This is a genomic window from Blastococcus sp. SYSU D01042, from assembly GCF_054050515.1.
This window is the reverse complement of the sequence record NZ_JBJGZM010000014.1, coordinates 15,373-36,578: the sequence shown is the minus strand read 5'-3', so window position 1 is coordinate 36,578 and position 21,206 is coordinate 15,373. Positions and strand designations below refer to the sequence as shown.

The window sequence follows — 21,206 nt, the reverse complement described above, 5'->3', positions numbered from 1 at the left end:
TCGATTAGTTAGAGCCTTGCACTTTTCCAGGGGGCCACTAGGTTCGGGGAGACCCGAGCGCCCGAAGGAGTGCGTATGGCTACCGAGACCACCACGGCCGAGCAACTGGACACCCCCAGCCAGGTCCGCCAGGCCGTCAAGGCCTTCCTCGACGAGCAGTGGGACCCGCAGCTGTCCCTCGCGGACTGGCTGGGCCGGCTGGCTGACTCCGGCTGGGCGGTGCCGCAGTGGCCCGCGCAGTGGTTCGGCAAGGGCCTGAACAACGAGCTGGCCGCCGTCGCGTACGACGAGTTCAAGGCGGTCGGCGCCGTCGGGCCGCCGGCGGGCCTGTCCCGCATGCTGGCCGCGCCGACGATCATCGCCCACGGCAGCGACGAGCAGAAGAGCCAGTTCGTGCGGCGGATCCTGGTCGGCGAGGACGCCTGGTGCCAGCTGTTCAGCGAGCCCGGCGCCGGCTCCGACCTCGCCTCGCTGTCGACGCGCGCCGAGCTCGACGGCGACGAGTACGTCGTCAACGGCCAGAAGGTGTGGACCTCGGGCGCCATGGGCTCCGACGTCGGCATGCTCATCGCCCGCACCGACCCCGACGCCGTCAAGCACGCCGGCATCACCTACTTCGCCATCGAGATGGACCAGCCGGGCATCGAGGTCCGCCCGCTGCGGCAGATCACCGGCGAGGCGCACTTCGCCGAGGTCTTCATCACCGACGCCCGCGTCAGCGCCGACAACATCATCGGTGGCCTGAACAACGGGTGGAACGTCGCCCGCACGACGCTGGCCAACGAGCGCGTCGGCCTCGGCGGTGGCGGCTCCCTCGGGTTCCCGCTGTCGGCGCCGGGCGGCCGCCGCTCGAAGCAGCTCCTCAAGCAGTCCGTCGGCGAGTTCATCGACTCCCAGCGCAAGGCCGCCACCGGTGGCCGCGTGCCGGCCATGATGATGGTCCGCAACGGCGAGGCCCTCGCGAAGATGGCCAAGGCCATGGGCCGCGACCAGGACCCGTCCGTGCGCCAGGGCATCGCCCGGGTCCACGCCCTGACGTCGCTGAACCGCTGGAACACCCTCCGCGCGAAGGCGGCGGTGGAGGCCGGCGGCCGCCCGGGCCCCGAGGCGTCCCTCGGCAAGCTCATGGTCTCGCGGATCACCCGCATGTCCCGCGACGTCGGCATGGAGATCGCCGGCCCGCAGGGCATGCTCGCCGGCGAGGACGGCCCGCTGCACGGCGCCCTGGCCCTGCAGTTCCTCGGCGCTCCCGCCCCCTCGATCTACGGCGGGTCCGACGAGGTCCAGCACAACATCATCGGTGAGCGGGTGCTCGGCCTCCCGCGCGAGCCCGACGCGTCCAAGGACGTGCCGTTCCGCTCGCTGCGCACCGGTACGCAGTCGCAGTAGGCACCGCACTCCCACGGAGACCCGTGGTCCGTCCCGAGAGGGTCCGGACCACGGGTCTCCGTGCGTCCGGGGGTCGCGCGGGGCCGGTGGCTCAGGTGTCGGCGGCGTCGCTGGCGGCCTGCGGGTGGCCGCCGAAGACCTCGGCGGCCACCTCGCGGCGCGCCTCGGCCAGCCACTCGTGCTGCTCGTCGGCCTGGTCGATGAGCCGCTCGAACAGCGCGGCGTCCACCCGCCGGTCGACCGCGGCGATCTCGCGCAGCGTCTCGAAGCCCGCCCGCTTGGCGAGGACCGCAGTGGCGATGAACTCGAACTCGATGAGGTCGCTCAGCGGGGACCGGGACAGCAGCCGGCCGTTGAGCTTCGCCCGGGTGACCTTCTCCCCCACCCACGTGGCCAGCAGCTTGTACTGGCGGATCGGCGCACCCAGTGACTCCATCGTCGTCCGCAGGGCGGCGCGCTCCTCGCGCAGCTCGTCCAGCAGCTGCTCGAGCGGCTGCTCGAAACGGCTGCCCTTCCAGCGGCCGATCATGCGGGTGACCAGCTCGATGCCGCCGGTGGCGGCGGCCAGGTGGTCGTTGCAGTAGACGCCGAGCAGGTCGGGGTTGCGCAGCGCTCCCCCGGTGGGCGACTCGGGCACGGATTCCTCCTGGACGACGGCGGGCTCCCGGTCATTGTCGCCGGGAGCGCGACCTCCCGCTCGGCGTACCGGCCGGTCAGCCGCGCAGCAGCACGACCACGCCGGCGCAGGCAGCCGCCCAGAGCGCGCTGGCCAGCGTCCCGACGATGAACCGCTCGGCGGCCGCGGGCGAGCGCAGCTCGGCGAAGCGACCCAGGCCCTTCACGGCCAGCACGACCGCCAGTCCCTCCGGCCAGCCGACCAGGAGCGTGCCGGTCAGCGCGGCGCGCTCCAGCACCCCGATCCAGGCGCCGCCGCGGAGCAGCTCCGGGTCCTGCGCGCCACCACCGACGCCGACCGCGGCCGGGTCAGCGGCGTGCAGCACGCCGGTGGCGACCGGACCGCCCCCGGTCACCGAGGCGAGCATCCCGAGCACCGTGGCGGTGCCCAGCAGGCCGGTCGTGGCGTCGCCGCCCGCCCAGGCCGCCGCGCCCGCGCCGGCGAGGAGGACCGCCATGCCGGCCGCCCGCACCGGGGGCGCGACCGGCCGGTCGAGGAGGGCGAAGGCGAGCCCCACGGCGGCGGTGAGCCCGAGCAGCACGAGGACGAGGACGTTCACCCGGCCGCCCTGGTCAGCAGCCGGGCCGCCGTGGGGCGCAGCTCCCGCTCCAGCTCCCACAGCCCGGCCGCCAGGCGCTGTCCGACCGCCTGCCGCGAGATGCCGAGGGCAGCCGCCGCCTCCGCCTGCGTGCTGCCCTCCTCGACCAGGCCGATCGCCTCCCACGCCTGCGGGCTGCGCCGCTCCACCACCAGGGCCAGGGCGCCGAGCACCGCCTGGGCGTCCTCCGCGTCGGCCGCCACGGCGCCGCGCACCGCGACCCGCGAGGGCCGCTGCTTGGCCGCGTCGACCGCGCGCCGCGCACTCAGGAACGCGGGACCGGTCGCCGCGCGCGTGCTGGACGGCAGCGGCGTCTGGACCGGGCCGGCGCCGACGCCGACGCTCCAGACGCCTTCGCGGAGCAGGTCCAGCACGACGGCGACCACGGCGTCGGCGTCCTCGAGCACACCCTGGAACTCGTCCCCGGCCGTCCGCTCGAAGGTCAGCACCGCGGGCACCGCGGCGGCGAGCCGGGGCAGCACCTCGGCCACCCGGTCACGGGTGCGCCTGCTGTCCCGCTGGTCGACGGTGAGCACATACGGCATACCGCAAGCCTGACACCTTTCATCAGCGGATGCAAGGTTCAGAGCTTGTCGACGACCTCGGGAGGGAATCCGCCCGTGGCGATCGGCCCCCAGCCGGTGACCGTGATCCGCAGCAGCGACTTGCCCTGCCGGACCATGGCCGCGCGGTACTCCTCCCAGTCGGGGTGCTCCCCGCTGATGGCCCGGTAGTAGTCGACCAGCGGGTCCAGCGCCTCGGGCAGGTCGAGCACCTCGGCCACGCCGTCGACCTGCACCCAGGGGCCGTCGAAGTCGTCCGACAGCACGCACAGGGACACCTCGGGCGTGCGCCGGGCGTTGGCCGCCTTGGCCCGCTGCGGGTACGTCGAGACGACGACCCGCCCCTCGCCGTCCACCCCGCAGGTCACCGGCGAGAGCTGCACGCCGGCCTCGCGCCGGCGGGTGACCAGCACCGCCTTGTGCCGCGGTCGGAGGAACTCCAGGAGGGCATCGCGGTCGACGCGGTCGGCGGTGGCGGTCCTCGGCATGACCCGACGCTACGACGCGGGTGTGACGATCGCCGTCCGGGCGGTCGGACCGCGCCGGGTGTGCTCTGATCACCTGCATGAGGTTCCGCCTGCCCGCTCTGAAGCTCGCCCCGCGGGAAGGCGCGGCCCGCCCCGGCGCGGACCGGGCCGACCCGCCGGCGCACGCGCCGCACCCGTCCGGCGTCACCGCCGCGCCGGTCACCGACGGAGTCACCGGGCCGTCGGACACCCAGGCACCGGCGCCGGACGACGGGCGCGGCGCCCGGCTGCAGGCGGCCTCGCGCGTCCTGGCCACCGCCGCCGCCCAGTTCCTGCTCATCGCCGCCGCGGTGGTCGTGCTCGGCTACGTGCTCGGCAAGCTCTGGGTGATCCTGCTGCCCATCGTCCTGGGCCTGCTCGTCGCCACGGTCCTCTGGCCCCCGGTGAGGTTCCTCCGCAGGCACGGCTGGCCGCCGGCCCTCGCCGCGGCCGTGGTGCTCCTCACGTTCCTGGCCGCGTTCGGCGGCCTCATCGCCGCGATCGCCCCGTCGGTCGCCGACCAGGTCGTCGAGCTGGGCGACCAGGCCTCGGGCGGGCTCGAGGACGTCCAGCAGTGGCTGCAGGGCCCCCCGCTGAACATCGACGAGGAGCAGATCGGCGACGCCGTCGACTCCGTCATCGACAACATCCAGGGCAACGCGCAGAACATCGCCAGCTACGCGGTCTCCGGCGCCTCCGCCGTCGGCACCGGCCTCATCAACCTGCTGCTGGCACTGCTGCTGTGCTTCTTCTTCCTCAAGGACGGCACGCGCTGGGTGCCGTGGCTGGCGGCCCAGACCGGCCCCCGGGCCGGCCGCCACGTGGCCGCGCTGTCGCAGAAGACCTGGTCCACGCTGTCGGAGTTCATCCGGCAGCAGGCGCTCGTCGGCTTCATCGACGCCTTCTTCATCGGCATCGGGCTGTGGATCCTCGGCGTGCCCCTCGTGCTGCCGCTGGCGGTGCTCACGTTCTTCGGCGCCTTCATCCCGATCGTCGGCGCGTTCGTCGCCGGCGCCTTCGCCGTGCTCATCGCCCTGGTCGACCAGGGCTTCACCACCGCGCTGATCGTGCTCGGCATCGTGCTGCTGGTGCAGCAGATCGAGGGCAACGTGCTGCAGCCGATCATCCAGGGGCGCGGGTTCAACCTGCACGCCGGCGTGGTGATCCTGGCGGTGACCGCCGGCGGCAGCCTCGCCGGCATCACCGGGGCCTTCCTGGGCGTACCGGTCGCGGCGCTCATCGCCGTCGTCTACCGCTACGCCCGTGACGAGCTGGACGGTCGGGACCCCGAGGTGGCCGCCGACGGCACCCGCAACCGGGTCGAGGGCGGCGAGGACGGCGCGGTGCTGGTGAAGGAGACCGCTCCCCCGGACGCCGACGTCCCGACCGGCCCGGCCACCTCCGGCTGATCACCCGCCGCGCGGGAATGCGCGGGGGCTCCGCAGGGCTGCACCGGCTGACGTCCACCCCGTCCAGAGAGGACCACCCGTGACCCAGCGACCCGAGGACCTCGTCGAGCTCCTCCCCGGCGCGGATCGCTTCCTCGCCCGCGAGGCGGCGGCCGGTGGGCCCGAGGGCGGCCGCCGCGGGCTGGTGCTCGTGCACGACATCGCCGGGGACTTCGACGCCGCCCACGCCGGAGCGATGGCCGGCTCGCACCTGCTGGCCGGGCTCGAGCACGAGGTGATCGCCCGGTTCGACGCCGACGCGCTGGTCGACTACCGGGCGCACCGCCCGCGCATCACCTTCAGCGGCGACCGCTACGAGACCTTCCACGCGCCGGAGATCGCGCTGTACGCGGTGGAGGACGACGCCGGGACGCCGTTCCTGCTGCTGCACGGCGCCGAGCCGGACTACCAGTGGGAGCGGTTCGTCGCCGCGGTCGCCGGCCTGGTCGAGCGCCTGGGCGTCACGACGGTGCTCGCCCTGCAGGCCATCCCGATGCCGGTCCCGCACACCCGGCCGGTGACGCTGACCGCGCACGCCACGCGGCGGGCGCTGATCGAGCAGTACCCGGTGTACTGGGGCGAGATGCGGATCCCGGGCAGCGTCACCGCACTGCTGGAGATCCGGCTCGGCGAGGCCGGCGTCGACGCGCTCGGCATCGCCGCCCACGTGCCGCACTACCTCTCCCAGGCGACCTACCCGGCGGCGTCCCTCACGCTGGTCGAGCACCTCGCCCGGCTGACCGGGCTGCACGTGCCGGTCGAGTCGCTGCGCCAGGCCGCCGAGCTGCACCGCACCGAGGTCGACGAGCAGATCGCCCGGTCGGCCGAGAACACCGCGGTCGTCGCCGCGCTGGAGCAGCAGTACGACGCCTTCACCAGCGCCCGCGAGAACAGCGACCTGCTCAGCGAGGAGGGCGCGGTGCCCACGGCGGAGGAGATCGGCGCGGAGTTCGAGCGGTTCCTGGCCGACCAGGACCGCAAGCACCCCCGTGGCGGCGAGTGACCCCGGCCTGACCGGCGCGGTGCACGGCCGGTTCGACGACCTCGTCGCGGGCTCCGCGCTCGCCTTCCCCAGCGCCGACCGGGTCCTGGTCGCCCGCGAGCCGGCCGACGTCGTCCCTCTGCTCGCCGAGGTGGAGCGGGCGACGACCGACGGCGCCTGGGCGTTCGGCTACCTCGGCTACGAGGCCGCTCCGGGCCTGGACCCCGGCCTGGCGGTGCCCGCGCGGCCGCCCGGCGAGCCGCTGCCGCTCGCGGTCTTCGGGCTCACCACCCGCGTGACCACGCCGTCGCCCGTCGCACCCCCGCCCGGCCGGGCACGCGGGTACGCGGCCGGGCCGTGGCGGCACGGCTGGACGCCGGCCGGTCACCGGGACGCCGTGGAGCGCGTCCGCCGGGCGATCGCCGCGGGCGACGTCTACCAGGTCAACCTCACCGTGCGGATGCGCGCGCCGGTCACCGGCGACCTCGAGCAGCTCTACGCCGACCTGGCCTACGCGCAGCGCGGCTCGTGGGCGGCGTACCTGGACCTGGGCAGCCACGTCGTCGCCAGCGCGAGCCCCGAGCTGTTCCTGGACTGGACCGGCGACCGGCTGCTCACCCGGCCCATGAAGGGCACCGCGCGCCGGGGTGCGAGCGCCGCGGAGGACGAGCTGGTGCGCCGCGGGCTGCTGGCGAGCGGCAAGGAGCGCGCCGAGAACCTGATGATCGTCGACCTGCTGCGCAACGACCTGGGCCGCATCGCCGAGGTGGGCAGCGTCGAGGTGCCCGAGCTGTTCCGCACCGAGCGGTACGAGACGGTCTGGCAGCTGACGTCCGACGTCACCGCCCGCCCGCGCCCGGACGTCGGCCTGGTCGAGGTGCTCCGCGCTCTGTTCCCCTCCGGCTCGGTGACCGGCGCGCCCAAGCACCGGACCATGCAGCTCATCCGCGAGCTGGAGCCCGAGCCGCGCGGCGTCTACTGCGGCGCCATCGGGGTGGTCGCCCCACCGGGGCAGGCGTTCCGTGCGCGGTTCAACGTGGCGATCCGCACCCTCACGGTCGACCGCGCCACCGGCACGGCGGTCTACGGCACCGGCGGCGGCATCACCTGGTCGTCGGACCCCGCGGCCGAGCACGCCGAGCTGCTGGCCAAGGCGGCGATCCTCGCCGAGCCCTACGAGGAGTTCGCGCTTTTCGAGACGCTGGCCCGCCTCCCCGGCGGCACGCTGCGCAACGCCGACCGGCACCTCGCCCGGCTCGCGGCCTCGGCGGCCTGGGCCGGTTTCCCGTTCGACCCGGACGCCGCCCGCCGGCGGCTCGCCGAGGTCGCCGCCGACCCGGCGCCGGCCCGGGTGCGGCTGGTCCTGCGTCGCGACGGGGAGCTGTCGGTGGAGGTGGGTGCCCTGCCGCCCGCGGCCCCGGGCCCGGTGCGGCTGGCGGTCGACGCCCACCCGGTGGACGCCGACGACGTCTGGCTGCGGCACAAGACGACCCGGCGCGGACGCTACAACGAGCGGGCGGCCCGCCACCCGGAGGCCGACGACGTCGTCCTCACCTCGTCCCGGGGCGAGGTCACCGAGACCACCATCGCCAACCTCGCCGTCCGGCTGGAGGGGTGCTGGTGGACCCCGCCGGTCACCAGCGGCTGCCTGCCCGGCGTGCAGCGCGGGCGGCTGGTCGAGGAAGGCCGGCTGCGCGAGCGGCCCCTCACGCCGGCGGACCTGGCCGCGGCCGAGGAGCTCGCCGTCGTCAGCTCGCTGCGCGGCTGGCGCCCCGCCGTCCTGCTCTGAACGCACGGCAGGCCGCGACCGGGGGAACCGGTCGCGGCCTGCCGCAGTGCTGCGGGTGTGCTCAGCCGACGGTGACGTGCTCGTTGGGCACGCAGTGCGTCATGTCCTTGCCGGCCACGTCGCGCGGACCGTTCTTGCCGAGGTTGGCCGCACGGGCCAGCTCGTCCTCGGTGAGGGTCTGCGTCTGCAGCGGCTCCAGGCCGCGGACGTCGTCGGCGCTGATGCCGAGGCCGTCGCCGACCCGCTGGCCCCACTCGTCGTCGCACATGAAGAAGTGCCAGACCATCCGCTCCTGGATGTCCCGGCGGCACTGCTCGAGGGCACCGACCAGGTTGGCGACCAGCTCGTCCTTCTCCCACTGCTCGGAGAGCTGGTAGCGCTCCCCGGCCTGCTGGTAGTCGTTCGTGCGCGGGATCCGCTTGCGGGTGAGCCGGCCGGTGATGACCGGGCCCTGCTCGTCGTGCGTCGGGTACTCCGCCTCGCGCAGTCCGCCCAGGACGGAGGGCTCGTAGTTGACGTGCGGGTTGGTCCCCTCGGCGCGGTCGACGCCGTAGGCCATCTGCCCGTCGCGCTGGTTGGTCGCCACCTTCGCCTTGGGCTGGTTCACCGGCAGCTGCAGGTAGTTCGGGCCGACGCGGTAGCGCTGGGTGTCCGAGTAGGAGAACGTCCGGCCGACGAGCATCTTGTCGTCGGAGAAGTCCAGCCCGTCGACCAGCACACCGGTGCCGAAGGCGATCTGCTCGTTCTCGGTGAAGTTGTCCACCGGCATGCGGTTCAGGGTCATCGTCCCGACCTTGCGCACCGGGAAGAGCTCCTGCGGCCAGGTCTTCGTGTCGTCGAGCGGGTCGAAGTCCAGCTCCGGGTGCTCGTCGTCGCTCATGAGCTGCACGTACAGGTCCCACTGCGGGTAGTCGCCCGCGGCGATCGCGTCGTGCAGGTCCTTGGTGTGCGTACCCAGGCTCTTCGCCTGCGCGGCCGCGGCGTCGGCGGCGCCCCAGGACTTCACGCCGTCCCTGGGGTACCAGTGGTACTTGACCAGGACGCTCTCACCGGCGGCGTTGAGCCACTTGTAGGTGTTGACGCCGAAGCCCTGCATGTTCCGGTAGTTGGCCGGGGTGCCGCGGGGGCTGAAGACCAGCGAGATCATGTGCATGGCCTCGGGGGTCTGGCTGAAGAAGTCGAACGCGCGCTCGGCGACGCTGGCCTCGAAGGTGACCGGGTCCGGCTTCTGCGAGTGGATGAAGTCCGGGAACTTGATCGCGTCGCGGATGAAGAAGACGCCCAGGTTGTTGCCGACGAGGTCCCAGTTGCCGTCCTCGGTGTAGAACTTCACCGCGAAGCCGCGGGGGTCGCGCGCGGACTCCGAGGAGTCGCGGCCACCGGCCACGGTCGAGAAGCGCAGCGCGACGTCGGTGCGCTTGCCCTTCTCCTGGAACAGCTTGGCGCGGGTGTACGTCGCGATCGGCTCGTCGCCGACGGTGCCGTCGGCCTCGAAGTACCCGAAGGCGGTGATGCCGCGGGCGTGCACGACGCGCTCCGGGATGCGCTCCCGGTCGAAGTGGCTGATCTTCTCGAGGAACTGGTAGTTCTCCAGGGTCGCCGGGCCACGCGCGCCCACCGTCCGCTGGTTCTGGTTGTCGTAGACCGGGTGACCCTGACGATTGGTCAGGACCGGGCGGTCGGCCTCGCTCGGGGCTGCGCCCTGCGATGCGACGTCGGTCATGCGGATGCTCCTCCTCGGATGTCGTGCTCAGGGACCTGCACGGCTGTGGCCGCCACCCGGCACTCCCGGCACGTGCCCCAGAAGACGACCTCGGCCTCGTCGACGACGAAGCCGGCGGGGTCGGAGGGGGTCAGGCACGGGGCCGCCCCGACGGCGCAGTCGACATCGGCGACGGCGCCGCACGAGCGGCAGACCAGGTGGTGGTGGTTGTCGCCCACCCGCAGCTCGAAGAGCGCGGGCGCGCCGGCGGGTTCGATCCGGCGGGCGAGCCCCACGGAGACCAGTGCGTCCAGCACGCCGTAGACCGTCTGGGGGGACAGCGTCGGGTGCTGGGCACGGGCGCCGGTGACGATGGTGTCGGCATCGGCGTGGGGCCGGGCGGAGAGGACGTCGAGCACCGACAGCCGCGGCCGGGTGACCCGGAGGCCCGCCTCCCGCAGCCGGTGCGCCCAGGTCGTCTCCATCGCCGACCACTCAACCCGCTTTTCTTGAACCAGTCAAATCAAGGCGAGGTGGCCCCCGCCACGTCCCGGCTCAGGCGAAGACGATGGTGCGCGGGCCCTCGACGACGACGCGGTCCTCCACGTGCCAGGTCACAGCCTGGGCGAGCACCTGCCGCTCGACGTAGCGGCCCACCCGGCGCATGTCCTCGACGGTGGCGCGGTGGTCGACCCGGGCCACCTCCTGCTCGATGATCGGGCCGGCGTCGAGGTCCGGGGTCACGTAGTGCGCCGTCGCCCCGATCAGCTTCACCCCGCGGTCGTGGGCCGCCTGGTAGGGGTTCGCGCCGACGAACGCCGGCAGGAAGCTGTGGTGGATGTTGATCAGCCGCTCCGGGAACCGGGCGCAGAAGTCGGCCGACACGATCTGCATGTAGCGGGCCAGCACGACCAGGTCGACGTCGCCGATCAGCTCCAGCGCCCGCGCCTCGGCCTCGGCCTTGGTCGCCGGCGTGACCGGGACGTGGTGGAAGGGGATCCCCGCGGCTGCCGCGACCGGCGCCAGGTCCGGGTGGTTGGAGATCACCGCGACGATCTCGGCGCGCAGGTCGCCGGCGCGCACCCGGTAGACGAGCTCCTGCAGCACGTGGTCGGTGCGGCTGACGAAGACCGCCACGGTGGGCCGGTGCGCGGCCTCGGCGAGCCGCCACGTCAGCTGCCACTCCCCCGCCACGGCGGCGAGCCGCTGCTCGAGCTGCGCCCGCCGCTCGGCGAGCCGGTCCAGCACGAACTCCAGCCGGAGGGTGAAGGTGCCGCCGCTGGGGTCGGACGAGTGCTGCTGCGACTCGGTGATGTTCGCGCCGAGCTCGGTCAGCACCCCGCTGAGCAGGTGCACGATGCCCGGCTGGTCAGGGCACCGGACGACGAGCCGGCCGAGGTCGCGGGAGGCGGGGGCGGACATGGGTCCGGATCCTCCCAGAACCGCCCCACTCCGGACCCCGGCCCGGCGGGCGCCTCCCCCGGAGGGGTCGGCGGACGGCCGGGTCGGCTCAGGCCTCGGGCAGCGGCGCCCGCGTCGCGCCGGCGACGTCGAACAGGTCGCCGTACTCCGCCACCCGGGCCAGGACGTCGTCGGTCGTGAAGCGCAGCGCCGCCGGGTCCAGCGAGCCGTCCCGCACCGCGTCGACCTCGTCCCAGCCGATCGGCGTGGACACCGTCGCACCCGCCCGGGCGCGCAGCGAGTACGGGGCGACCGTGGTCTTGGCCGGGTTGTTCTGGCTCCAGTCGATGAGCACCTTGCCCGGGCGCAGCGCCTTCTCCATCCGCCAGACGACGTCGTCGGGCGTCTCGGCGGAGAGCTCCTGGGCGAGCTGCTTGGCGTACCGGCTCGGGTGCTCGCGGTCGGTGGGGACGTCGATCGGCGCGTACACCTGCATGCCCTTGGAGCCCGACGTCTTCACCACCGGGTCCAGCCCGTCGGCCTCCAGCCGCTCCCCCAGCCGCTCGGCGACCGCGCAGCACTCGGCGATGCCGGTCTCGGGACCCGGGTCGAGGTCGAGCACCAGCAGGTCCGGCAGCGCCGGCTGCCCCTCGTCGTCCACCCGCCACTGCGGCACGTGCACCTCGAGCGCGGCGAGGTTCGCCGCCCAGGCGAGGTCGGCGGTCGAGCCGAGCAGGACCATGTCCAGGGTCTCCCGGCCGCGCGAGCTGCCCGGGCTCGGGATGGTCACCCGCTGCACCCACTCCGGGGCGTGCCGCGCGCTGTTCTTCTCGAAGAAGGTCTGGCCCTCGACGCCGTCGGGCCAGCGGGTGAAGGTCACCGGCCGCCCGGCCACGTGCGGCAGCAGCACCGGCGCGATGCGGACGTAGTAGTCGATGACCTGCGCCTTGGTGAAGCCGACCTCGGGGAAGAGCACCTTCTCCAGGTTCGACACCGACAGCGTCCGCCCGTCGATCTCCACCCGCTGCTTCGTGGGGCTCACGGCTCGCGCACCACGTCGTCGGGCTCCAGGTCCTCCCGCACGCCCCGCCACACGGGGTGCCGCAGCCGGTCGTCCGCCGTCCACACCGCGTAGGCCACCTCGCCGACCAGGTCGGGCTCCACCCACCGCGCGTCGCGGGTGACCTCCCGCGGCAGCGTCCCCTCGAACGGGGCCGTCGGGCGGGGCGTGAGCGTCCGCTGCAGGTGCCGCAGGTCGGCGTCGCTGAACCCGGTGCCGACGTGCCCGACGTAGACCAGCCGGCCCTCGTCGTCGGGCACGCCCACCAGGAGCGAGCCGATCGTCCCCTCGCGGCGCCCCTGCCCCGGACGCCACCCCCCGACGACGACCGCCTGGGTGGAGAAGTTCTTGATCTTGCGCCAGTCGGGGTTGCGCACGCCCGCGCGGTACGGGGAGTCCAGCCGCTTGGCGACGACGCCCTCCAGGCCGTTCTCCTCGCTGGCCGCCTGCACGTCGGCCCCACCCCCGCGGAACCAGGGGGTGAGCACCCAGCGCTGCCCGGCCGGGGCCAGCTCGTCGAGCAGCTCCCGCCGCTCGGCGTAGGGCCGCGCGCGCAGGTCCTCGCCGTCGAGCGCGAGCAGGTCGAAGACCAGGTAGGTGACCGGCGCGGCGGCGGCCATCCGCGGCACCTCCGGGCCGGTGCGGTGCATCCGGTTCTGCAGCGCGCCGAAGTCGGGCCGGCCGGCGGCGTCCATCATCACGATCTCGCCGTCGACGACCACGTCATGGCCGGCCAGCGCGCCCGGCAGCCGCCCCACCTCCGGGTAGCGCACGGTGATGTCGGTGGCCTTGCGGGAGGAGAGGGACAGCACGCCGCCGCGCACCGTGGCCACGGCCCGCACCCCGTCCCACTTGAACTCGTACCCCCACCGGTCGTCCTCGTCGGGCGGGGGCATCGCGCCGGCGGTCGCCAGCATCGGCGGCGGCGCGGGGGACGGCCCGGGTGGGGCGGCGGCGTCCAGCTTGCGGATGTTCCAGGCGCCGTCCGCGACCGGGAAGAGGGCGTAGCGGCCGGCCAGCTTCTGCCCGTCGAAGGTCACGATGACGTGCCGGTCGTCCCACTTCTCGGTCGCGTAGCGGCCCGCGTCCCAGATCGAGACCTCGCCGCCGCCGTACTCCCCGGCCGTGATCGTGCCGCTGAAGGTGGCGTACTCCAGCGGGTGGTCCTCGGTGGGGACGGCGAGCCGGTTGGGGCCCGGCTCGGTCGGCGGGCCCTTGGGCACCGCCCAGCTCTTGAGGACGCCGCCGCGCTCGAGGCGCAGGTCCCAGTGGACCCGCTCCCCCGCGCGCCCGCGCGGCGTGTGGTGCTCGTGGACGACGAAGGTGTCGTCGTCCCCCCGCGGGAGCGCGCTGCCGGCGGGCGGCACCGGCTCGGCCGTGCGCGCCGGATCCCGCTTGGCGCGGTACTCCGCGAGCGGGTCGTCCCGCCGGGCGGGCACGTCAGGCGCTGCGGCGGGCGCGCTTGGCCGGTGGCTTGCCGGCACCGGCGGTCTTCTCCGCCGCGGTACCGGTGGCCTTCTTCTGGGCCGCCGCCTTCTTCGCCGGCGCCTTCCCGGCGGCCGCCTTCTTCGCCGGGGCGCGCTTCGCGGGAGCCTTCTTCGCCGGGGTCTCCTCCGCGGTGGCGTCGGCGGCGTCGGCGGCGTCGTCGCCGGGGTCGGCCGCCTCCGGGGAGGAGCCGCCCCGGGCGCGCTCGACGCTGCGCCGCAGCGCGCTCATGAGGTCGACCACCGCGGCGCCGTCGTCGTCGGAGACCTCCGCCGGCTGCGCGACCTGGCCCCCGCTCTGCTTGGCCTCCAGCAGCGCGGTCATCGCCTCGCGGTAGTCGTCGGTGAACTCGGTGGGGTCGAAGGCGCCGGACATCGACGAGATCAGCGCCTCGGCCATGGACAGCTCCTGCGGGCGCACGGAGATGTCCTCGTCGAGGAAACCGAAGTCGGGGGTCCGGATCTCGTCGGGCCAGCGCATGGTGTGCAGCACCAGGACGCCGTCGCGGACGCGCATGGCCGCGAGCGACTCCCGCTGGCGGATCGCGATCTTGGTGATCGCCACCTGGCCGGCGTTCTCCAGGGCGTCGCGCAGCAGGACGTAGGGGCGCGTCGCGGGACCGTCGGGCTCCAGGTAGTAGGTCTTCTCGAACTGGATCGGGTCGATCTCGGCCTGGTCGACGAACTGCAGCACCTCGATCTCGCGCCGGGTGCTGAGCGGCAGCTCGTCGAAGTCCTCGTCGGTGAGGATGACGACCTGGCCGTCGGGCAGCTCGTAGCCCTTGGCGATGTCGCTGTACTCGACCTCCTCGCCGTCGATCGAGCACACGCGGCGGTACTTCACCCGACCCCCGTCGGTGGCGTGCACCTGGTGGAAGCGGATGTCCTTGTCCTCCGTGGCGGAGTACAGCTTCACCCCGATGCTGACCAGCCCGAAGGACACGGCCCCGCGCCAGATCGATCGCATGCCGCCCCTTCCCGAGGAGGACCCCCGTGGGTCCCCGGCCGACCCACCGCGGGTCAAGATCACACGATAGGTCCGGGAAGCCCGCTCCGGCAGGTCGACGGCTGCGCGGCGTCCCCCGGTCGGGTCACGGACCGGCGCTGCCCGCCGCGTCGTCCACGCCCTCGGGCTCGTCGTCCTGGACCGAGCCGGTGAGCAGGCCGTTCTGGATGGCGTCGTACACGAACTGCAGGACGTCGGACCCGGCCACCATCGTCATCGTCAGGGCGGCCAGGCGGGTGGCCCTGGGCGCGGTCACGTAGCCGAACACGAAGCCGGTGCCCACCCACTGGGCCAGGCAGAAGGGGCAGGTGAGCAGCTCCCCCACGGCGTGCTTCACCCCGCCGTGCTCGCGCACCTCCTCGGCCACCTCGGCGTGCCCCGACGGCCCCTCGAAGCGGACGAAGGGCGCCCGCACGGGAGCGGTCACCGGGTCCTTCGCGATCCGCCGCGCCAGCCGGAAGGTGGCCACCGTCAGCAGGGCCGCGTCACCGATCGGGATCCTCTCGGGCAGCTCCCGCCCGGAGGAGCGCACGGCGGCGGCCGCGGCCGAGACGAGCCCGACGTAGACGCCCATGGCGCCGAGGTCGGCGCCCAGCGGCCGGGGCTCGCCGTCGGTGTACTCCCGCTTCTGCGTGCGGGCCCACCGGCGGACCGGGGCCCCGATCCGCGCCACCTCGTCTGCGATCGCCATGGCACCGCGCTACCCCCGCTCCCGGCCGGGTGAACGCGGGCGCGCCGACCGTGCGCCACGGCACACCGAGGCATGGCGGCGCGGGTCACGGGTAGGGCGGGTCCACGACGCCGGTCCGCAGGGACCGGCTCCCCGTCCCCCGGGACGACGAGAGCGGGCTCGCCCGCGCGACGAACGGAGACGCGCATGACCGACCCCGGCACCACCGACGGCACCACGCAGACCGAGGGCCAGACCGCCCGCGACGTCTTCCCCGAGGACGACGGCATCCCCGAGACCGCGCTGGACGACTCGCCCACGATGCAGCGCGCCGAGGACCCGCAGATCGAGGCCCTGCCCGGCGAGCGCCCCACCGCCGCCACCGACTTCGGCACCACCGCCTTCGAGCAGGCCGAGGGCGAGTCGCTCTCCGGCCGGCTGGACCGCGAGCTCCCGGACGACGCCGCCGACGTCCGCCCGGCGGAGGACCCGCAGCGCGCGGACGTGCAGCTCGAGCAGGACCTGGACACCACGCCGCGCAGCGATTCCGGGACCAACCGCACCGCCGACGACGTCGAGGCCACCGGCGACGCGGCCGTCGGCGGCGAGGGCCCGGAGGAGTCCGCCGTCCACCTCACCGACGGCTGACCCGCGCCCCCTCCTGCTCCACCCGCCCCGGCGGGCGCGGCCCGACCGCGTCCGCCGGGTGGGTTGGCGCGTCCCCGCCGGGTTGTCTACTTTGGGTCAGCGGTTGAGCAGTCAGCCGTACCGCAACTGGTCCCACGAGGGCCGGCTGCGGCCGCGTCGACCACGCGCGGAACCGGGGGTCATCCGCACCCCGGCCCTGCGGAGCGGTAGATTGACCGGGCGGTGTGCCAGCGCGCCGCCGCCGAGAGGAGCACGATCCGTGACCACTTCCGACCTGCCCGCCGAGGGGCAGCCCGACGTGTCGACCGAGGGCACCGAGGCTCCCTTCGACGACGTGATCACGCTCTCCACCTCCACCGACGAGGACGGCGTGGTGACGGTGAAGGTCGTCGGCGAGGTGGACACCTTCACCGCCCCGGTGCTGCGCTCGACCCTGGACAGCCAGCTCGAGCAGTCGCCGCGCGAGCTCGTCATCGACCTGTCCGGCGTCCAGTTCCTGGGCTCCGCCGGCCTGGCCGTGCTGGTGGAGACGCAGAAGTCCGCCCGCAGCCGCGAGGTCGCCCTCCGCCTGATCGCCACGACGCGCGCCGTCACGCGGCCGCTCGAGGTGACCGGCCTGATCGACCTCTTCACCATCGCGGACAGCACCGCACGCTGAGCTGACGCAGACGGAGGGCCCCGCCGGTTCCGGCGGGGCCCTCCGTCGTCCCTAGGCCGACAGCAGCCGGCAGACCGCCTGCTCGAGCACCCGCTGGACGTCCCGGTCGGCATCGGCCTCGTCGGCGGCCTCCAGCGCGTGCGCGACGGTCTCCCCGTGCTCGTAGTGGTCGACCACCCGCGGGTCGACGTAGCTGGCCTTGCAGACCGCCGGGGTGTTGCCCAGCTGCTCGCTCACCTGCTTGTAGGCGGCGCTGACGATCTTCTTGCGGGCGGTCTTCGACGCGGGCGGGGGCGCCTCGGCCAGCGCCGCAGCCATGAGCACCGTGGCGTTCCACGTCCGGAAGTCCTTCGCGGTGATCTCCGCGCCGCTGATCTCCTTGAGGAAGGCGTTGATCTCGGTGCTGGTGACGTCGCGCCAGGAGCCGTCCTCCACCTGGTAGGCCAGCAGCTCCTCCCCCGTGCCCTCGGGCCGCTCCAGCAGCTGGCGGACGACGGTGGCCGTGGGCCGGTCGGTGAGCTCCACCTCGCGCTCGATGCCGCCCTTGGCGGTGTAGGAGAAGAACGTCCGCTCGCCGCGCACGCGCACGTGCTCGCGGCGCAGCGTGGCCAGGCCGTAGGTGCCGTTCTCCTCCGCGTACTGCTCGCTGCCGACGCGGAAGGCGGCCAGGTCCAGCAGCCGGATGGCCGTGGCCAGCACCCGCTCGCGGTTCAGCCCGCGGGTGCGCAGCGCGGCCACCACCTCGTCCCGGACGTCGGGGAGCTGGTGGGCGATCTCGAGGACCCGCTCGTGCTTCTCGGCGTCACGGCGGGCGCGCCACTGGTCGTGGTAGCGGTACTGGCGGCGCCCGGCTGCGTCGACCCCGGTGGCCTGGATGTGGCCGTTGGGCCACGGGCAGATCCAGACGTCCTTCCAGGCCGGCGGGATGGCGAGCTCGCGGATGCGGTCCAGGCGCTCGTCGCGGATCAGCTGGCCGTCGGCGTCGTGGTAGGCGAAGCCGCGGCCCGCCCGGCGTCGCCGGTAGCCGGGACCGTTCACGTCACTCCGCCGCAGTCTCACCGCCCGGTGATGGGCAGCGGTGACCCCGCGCAAACCCGGCAGCGCGCGCCGTCACCCGCTCAGCGGAGGTCGACCAGACCGGCCAACCCGCTGACCTCGAGCACGTGCCGGGTGACTCCCGCCTCGGCCGCGTGCACCGCCAGGCGCCATCCCTCGTCCCGGGCGATGCGGGCCACGGCGAGCACCACCCGCACCGCGGCGCTGCTGAACAGCGACACGTCGTGCAGGTCGAGCTCGACGCGGGCCGTGCCGCCGTGGCTGGCCTCGAGCAGCCGGATGCGCAGCTGGTCGGCTCCGGCCTCGTCCACCGCGCCGGCGACGCGCACCACCGGTCGGGCGCCGTCCCGGTCCACGACGACGGTGACGTGGTCCGAGCCGTCGCTCGCGGCGACCTCCTCCTCGGCGCTGCGGCGCAGGCGCATGCGCAGGGTCACCGTCGTGCCGACCCGGTCGTCGAGGGTCACGGCGTCGACCAGCTGCCGCATGATCAGCAACCCCCGCCCGCGGTCGCCGGGATCGCGGTCCGGCGTCCGCCAGGTGCCGTCGTCGTGCACCGTCACGGTGAGCACGCCGTCCGGGTCGACCTCTGCCCGCACCTGCATGCGCCCCGGCTCGGTGCCCCGGTAGGCGTGCTCGGCGGCGTTGGCGCAGGCCTCCCCCACAGCGGCCATGACGCCGACGCGGTCGTTCTCGCCCATGCCCAGCCCGGTCAGCCAGGAGCCCAGCCGCCGGCGGATGCCCGGGAGCGCGGCGGGGACCGCGACCAGGTCGAGCAGCAGCGGTTCGAGGCTGGTCGCGCGGCGGTGCGCGACCAGCACGGCGACGTCGTCGGGCCACTCGTGCGGGGAGCGGACCAGCTCGGCGATCTCGACGGCCAGCCCCGCGGCGGTGCCGGGGTCGCCGGCGCCGGGGCGGCCGAGCACCTGGCGGGAGGCGTCGACCAGCGCCTCGAGCGCCGCGGCGTAGTCGCTGCCCGAGCCGGCGAGCGCGCCGTTGGAGAAGAGCACGAGCGTGGCCCCGTGCTCGAGCACGGTGCGGTGCACGGGCGTCCCGGCGCCGGGCACGCTGCCCAGCGGCGGGCGGGGCGTGACCGGGAGGAAGGCGGCGGTGCCGTCGCTGCCGACGACGAGCGGCGCCGGGTGGCCCGCCGTCGTGTACGCGAGGTCGCCCGAGGCGGAGTCGAGCACGCCGTAGAAGACCGATGCTCCCTCGACGTCCTCCATCATCGCGGCGAACGAGTCGAGGTCGCCCAGCACGGCCGGGGGTGCGGGGTCGCGCAGCGCCGTCGACCGCATCGCGCCGCGCAGCCGGCTCATCGCGCTGGCCGCGGCGACGCCGTGGCCGACCGCGTCCCCGACGACCAGGGCGACCCGCCCCTCGCCCAGCGGCACCGCGTCGTACCAGTCGCCGCCGGCCGCGCGCACCGACGTCGCCCGGTGGTAGCTGCCGGCGAGCGCGAGGTCCGGCAGCATCGGCAGGAAGGGCGGCAGCAGCGAGGACTGGGCGGCCTCGACGGCGTCCGCGCCGACCTCCACCCCGCCGTCGGCGTCCGGGTCGTCCCGCTCGATCACCACGACCGAGCCGGGCTGGCCTGCCACCTGCACGGGCCGGAGGGTCGCGGTCACCGCCGGCCCCCCGGGGCCCAGCGTGCCGGTGAGCACCTCGGACCGGCCCGTGCCGATCACCGCGTCCACCACCTCGGCCAACGGCCGGCCGTCGATCACGGGCAGCTGGTCGCGGGCGGTGCCCAGGCGGCGCGCGCTGGCGTTCGCCCACACCGTCCGGGCTCCGCCGGTGAGGCACCAGATCGGCGCGGGGGCCTCCTCCATGGCCGCGAGCAGGGCGGCTGCACCGTCGGCGCCCGGGGCGGGCGGCGGAGGTGGCAGACTGCCCTGGCTGGCGCTCATCCAGGTCAGGAGACAACAGGCCCGCGACCTCGGCAACCGCGCCCACGGCAGTGCTCCGGACCACGTTTGCCGCGGCCCTCCGGCCGGGTAGTCCAGCCCGTCGGCGCGGTACCCGACCGGTCCCCCGCGGGCCCCGGTCCCGACGCCGGCAGGCAGGATGGGCACCGCGCCTCGAGAGCCGAGCGCGCCGGGACGAAGGAGCTGCACACGGATGGTGGACTCGAGGGGCGCCCTCGCGCAGGACGGACGGCGTCCGGAACGCCTGGAGCTCCGGGTGCCGATCACCCCGATGCAGCTGCCGGCGGTCCGGGCGATGGCCGGTGACCTCGCCATCCGGATGGACTACGACCTCGACAGCGTCGAGGACCTCCGCCTCGCCGTCGACGAGGCCTGCGCCACGCTGGCCAGCATCGCCGAGGAGGATGCGCCGCTGACCGTCGTCTTCGAGACCACTCGCAGCGGGCTGCACATCGAGGCGTGGGTGCCCACCGCCGCGGGGGTCGACGTCCCGCGCGACGGTTTCGGGTGGGCGGTCCTGGCCACGCTGGTGGACGCGGTGGACGGCCGTCCGGCGTCCCAGCGGCAGGTGCCCGGCGGCGACGGCTCCGACGCACCGGTCGCGCTGATCGCCATGGACAAGTTCCTCCCCGGGCAGCGTCCAGCGGAGCTGGCCGGCGGGGCGGGGCAGAACCTCTCGGTGGCCCGATGACCCGGTCGCCCGCCACGGATCCCACCGGGATCAGGGTGGACCCGCGGGACGGCCTGGCGCCCGAGCCGCGCGAGGCCCCGGAGCAGGACGAGGTGCGCGCCGCCGGGGAGGGACCCGCCGCCGCGGAGACCGCCGGCGAGGCGGAGGAGGCCCCCACGGCCGACCCGCCGCTGTCGGACAACCGGCGCCGCGCCCAGCGCACCGCGCCGCTGTTCGCCGAGCTCGCCACGCTGGAGAAGGAGGACCCGCGGCGCGAGCGGCTCCGGGAGATCCTCGTCGAGGAGCACCTGCCGCTGGTCCGGCACTTCGCCCGCCGGTTCAGCAACCGCGGCGAGCCCTTCGACGACCTGCTGCAGGTCGGCACGCTGGGTCTGATCGCGGCGATCGACCGGTTCGACCCGACCCGCGGGGTGGAGTTCCTCTCCTTCGCGGTGCCGACCATCACCGGCGAGATCAAGCGGCACTTCCGCGACCAGGGCTGGTCGGTGCGCGTGCCGCGCCGGCTCCAGGAGCTGCACCTGTCGCTGAACGCCGCGGTCGGCGAGCTGGCGCAGAAGAACGGCCGCGCGCCGACGCCCAGCGAGCTGGCCCAGCACCTGGGCATCCCGCGCGAGGAGGTCCTCGAGGGCCTCGCCGTCGCCAACGCCTACCGCAGCAGCTCGCTGGACGAGCGGCTCTCCGGCGACGACGACTCCCCCACCCTCGCCGCGACCCTGGGCGAGGAGGACGCCGCGCTCGAGGGCGTGGAGTACCGGGAGTCGCTGCAGCCGCTGCTGGCCACCATCCCCGCCCGCGAGCGCCGCATCCTGATCCTGCGGTTCTTCGGCAACATGACCCAGTCGCAGATCGCCGCCGACATCGGCATCTCGCAGATGCACGTGTCGCGGCTGCTGTCCCAGACGCTGGCCAAGCTCCGCGAGGGCCTGCTCAAGGACTGACGCACGGAACGGC

Annotated in this window: 21 protein-coding genes; 8 read left to right on the top strand and 13 right to left on the bottom strand. The window is 74.5% G+C overall.

Annotated features, from left to right (window positions below; translation table 11 throughout):
* Window positions 1-75 precede the first annotated feature (75 nt).
* Entirely contained in the window at window positions 76-1,389 is a 1,314-nt protein-coding gene (locus ACI79H_RS19065; protein ID WP_456555998.1) for an acyl-CoA dehydrogenase family protein, read from the top strand.
* Window positions 1,390-1,480: 91 nt separating this feature from the next.
* Here ACI79H_RS19065 and ACI79H_RS19060 read toward each other — a convergent pair whose 3' ends face one another.
* From ACI79H_RS19060 to ACI79H_RS19045, 4 genes are all read right to left on the bottom strand, one after another.
* A complete protein-coding gene (locus ACI79H_RS19060; RefSeq protein WP_456555997.1) occupies window positions 1,481-2,026 on the bottom strand; it encodes a hypothetical protein in 546 nt (181 codons plus the stop codon).
* Between the two features lie 76 nt (window positions 2,027-2,102).
* Window positions 2,103-2,624 carry a hypothetical protein gene (locus ACI79H_RS19055; protein ID WP_456555996.1) on the bottom strand — a complete coding sequence of 174 codons (522 nt, stop codon included), beginning with the start codon at window positions 2,622-2,624 and terminating at the stop codon, window positions 2,103-2,105.
* The gene (locus ACI79H_RS19050) at window positions 2,621-3,208 is read right to left on the bottom strand and encodes a hypothetical protein (RefSeq protein WP_456555995.1); all 588 of its coding nucleotides are present in this window, start codon (window positions 3,206-3,208) and stop codon (window positions 2,621-2,623) included. The genes ACI79H_RS19055 and ACI79H_RS19050 overlap by 4 nt, the downstream gene beginning before the upstream one ends.
* 38 nt (window positions 3,209-3,246) lie before the next feature.
* Window positions 3,247-3,714, bottom strand: coding sequence for a PPOX class F420-dependent oxidoreductase (locus ACI79H_RS19045; protein ID WP_456555994.1), 468 nt, complete (start codon window positions 3,712-3,714; stop codon window positions 3,247-3,249).
* A 77-nt stretch (window positions 3,715-3,791) separates the two neighbouring features.
* Between ACI79H_RS19045 and ACI79H_RS19040 the strand changes: the two genes are divergently transcribed.
* The 3 genes from ACI79H_RS19040 to pabB all read left to right on the top strand — a co-directional run bounded on the left by ACI79H_RS19040 (window position 3,792) and on the right by pabB (window position 7,951).
* Complete coding sequence (locus ACI79H_RS19040; protein ID WP_456555993.1) at window positions 3,792-5,141, top strand: AI-2E family transporter; 1,350 nt, start codon at window positions 3,792-3,794, stop codon at window positions 5,139-5,141.
* Between the two features lie 79 nt (window positions 5,142-5,220).
* Window positions 5,221-6,183 carry a proteasome assembly chaperone family protein gene (locus ACI79H_RS19035; RefSeq protein WP_456555992.1) on the top strand — a complete coding sequence of 321 codons (963 nt, stop codon included), beginning with the start codon at window positions 5,221-5,223 and terminating at the stop codon, window positions 6,181-6,183.
* On the top strand, window positions 6,170-7,951 hold the full coding sequence (gene pabB, locus ACI79H_RS19030) for an aminodeoxychorismate synthase component I (RefSeq protein ID WP_456555991.1): 1,782 nt from the start codon (window positions 6,170-6,172) through the stop codon (window positions 7,949-7,951). The genes ACI79H_RS19035 and pabB overlap by 14 nt, the downstream gene beginning before the upstream one ends.
* A gap of 61 nt (window positions 7,952-8,012) precedes the next feature.
* Here the strand turns inward: pabB and ACI79H_RS19025 are convergent, their stop codons facing one another.
* The 7 genes from ACI79H_RS19025 to ACI79H_RS18995 all read right to left on the bottom strand — a co-directional run bounded on the left by ACI79H_RS19025 (window position 8,013) and on the right by ACI79H_RS18995 (window position 15,295).
* Entirely contained in the window at window positions 8,013-9,674 is a 1,662-nt protein-coding gene (locus tag ACI79H_RS19025) for a catalase (protein WP_456555990.1), read from the bottom strand.
* Window positions 9,671-10,138: a Fur family transcriptional regulator gene (locus tag ACI79H_RS19020; protein ID WP_456555989.1), complete on the bottom strand. Its 468-nt coding sequence runs from the start codon at window positions 10,136-10,138 to the stop codon at window positions 9,671-9,673. Before ACI79H_RS19020 ends, ACI79H_RS19025 begins: the two co-directional genes overlap by 4 nt.
* 70 nt (window positions 10,139-10,208) lie before the next feature.
* A complete protein-coding gene (gene purU, locus ACI79H_RS19015; RefSeq protein WP_456555988.1) occupies window positions 10,209-11,075 on the bottom strand; it encodes a formyltetrahydrofolate deformylase in 867 nt (288 codons plus the stop codon).
* Window positions 11,076-11,163: 88 nt separating this feature from the next.
* Window positions 11,164-12,096 carry a non-homologous end-joining DNA ligase gene (ligD, locus tag ACI79H_RS19010; RefSeq protein WP_456555987.1) on the bottom strand — a complete coding sequence of 311 codons (933 nt, stop codon included), beginning with the start codon at window positions 12,094-12,096 and terminating at the stop codon, window positions 11,164-11,166.
* Window positions 12,093-13,553: a non-homologous end-joining DNA ligase gene (gene ligD / locus ACI79H_RS19005; RefSeq protein ID WP_456555986.1), complete on the bottom strand. Its 1,461-nt coding sequence runs from the start codon at window positions 13,551-13,553 to the stop codon at window positions 12,093-12,095. The genes ligD (ACI79H_RS19010) and ligD (ACI79H_RS19005) overlap by 4 nt, the downstream gene beginning before the upstream one ends.
* Window position 13,554: 1 nt before the next feature.
* Window positions 13,555-14,565, bottom strand: a complete 1,011-nt coding sequence (gene ku / locus ACI79H_RS19000) for a non-homologous end joining protein Ku (protein WP_456555985.1) — start codon at window positions 14,563-14,565, stop codon at window positions 13,555-13,557.
* A gap of 124 nt (window positions 14,566-14,689) precedes the next feature.
* Window positions 14,690-15,295, bottom strand: coding sequence for a DUF1360 domain-containing protein (locus tag ACI79H_RS18995; protein ID WP_456555984.1), 606 nt, complete (start codon window positions 15,293-15,295; stop codon window positions 14,690-14,692).
* A 186-nt stretch (window positions 15,296-15,481) separates the two neighbouring features.
* Between ACI79H_RS18995 and ACI79H_RS18990 the strand changes: the two genes are divergently transcribed.
* Window positions 15,482-15,922, top strand: coding sequence for a hypothetical protein (locus ACI79H_RS18990; RefSeq protein ID WP_456555983.1), 441 nt, complete (start codon window positions 15,482-15,484; stop codon window positions 15,920-15,922).
* A 259-nt stretch (window positions 15,923-16,181) separates the two neighbouring features.
* Window positions 16,182-16,580, top strand: a complete 399-nt coding sequence (locus ACI79H_RS18985) for an STAS domain-containing protein (RefSeq protein WP_113832304.1) — start codon at window positions 16,182-16,184, stop codon at window positions 16,578-16,580.
* A 51-nt stretch (window positions 16,581-16,631) separates the two neighbouring features.
* Here the strand turns inward: ACI79H_RS18985 and ACI79H_RS18980 are convergent, their stop codons facing one another.
* On the bottom strand, window positions 16,632-17,618 hold the full coding sequence (locus ACI79H_RS18980) for a DNA topoisomerase IB (protein ID WP_456555982.1): 987 nt from the start codon (window positions 17,616-17,618) through the stop codon (window positions 16,632-16,634).
* Between the two features lie 80 nt (window positions 17,619-17,698).
* A complete protein-coding gene (locus ACI79H_RS18975; protein ID WP_456555981.1) occupies window positions 17,699-19,546 on the bottom strand; it encodes a SpoIIE family protein phosphatase in 1,848 nt (615 codons plus the stop codon).
* Between the two features lie 211 nt (window positions 19,547-19,757).
* Here ACI79H_RS18975 and ACI79H_RS18970 point away from each other — a divergent pair, with 211 nt between their 5' ends.
* The gene (locus ACI79H_RS18970) at window positions 19,758-20,255 is read left to right on the top strand and encodes an ATP-binding protein (protein ID WP_456555980.1); all 498 of its coding nucleotides are present in this window, start codon (window positions 19,758-19,760) and stop codon (window positions 20,253-20,255) included.
* Window positions 20,252-21,193 carry an RNA polymerase sigma factor SigF gene (locus ACI79H_RS18965; RefSeq protein WP_456555979.1) on the top strand — a complete coding sequence of 314 codons (942 nt, stop codon included), beginning with the start codon at window positions 20,252-20,254 and terminating at the stop codon, window positions 21,191-21,193. Before ACI79H_RS18970 ends, ACI79H_RS18965 begins: the two co-directional genes overlap by 4 nt.
* The last annotated feature ends 13 nt before the right edge of the window (window positions 21,194-21,206 follow it).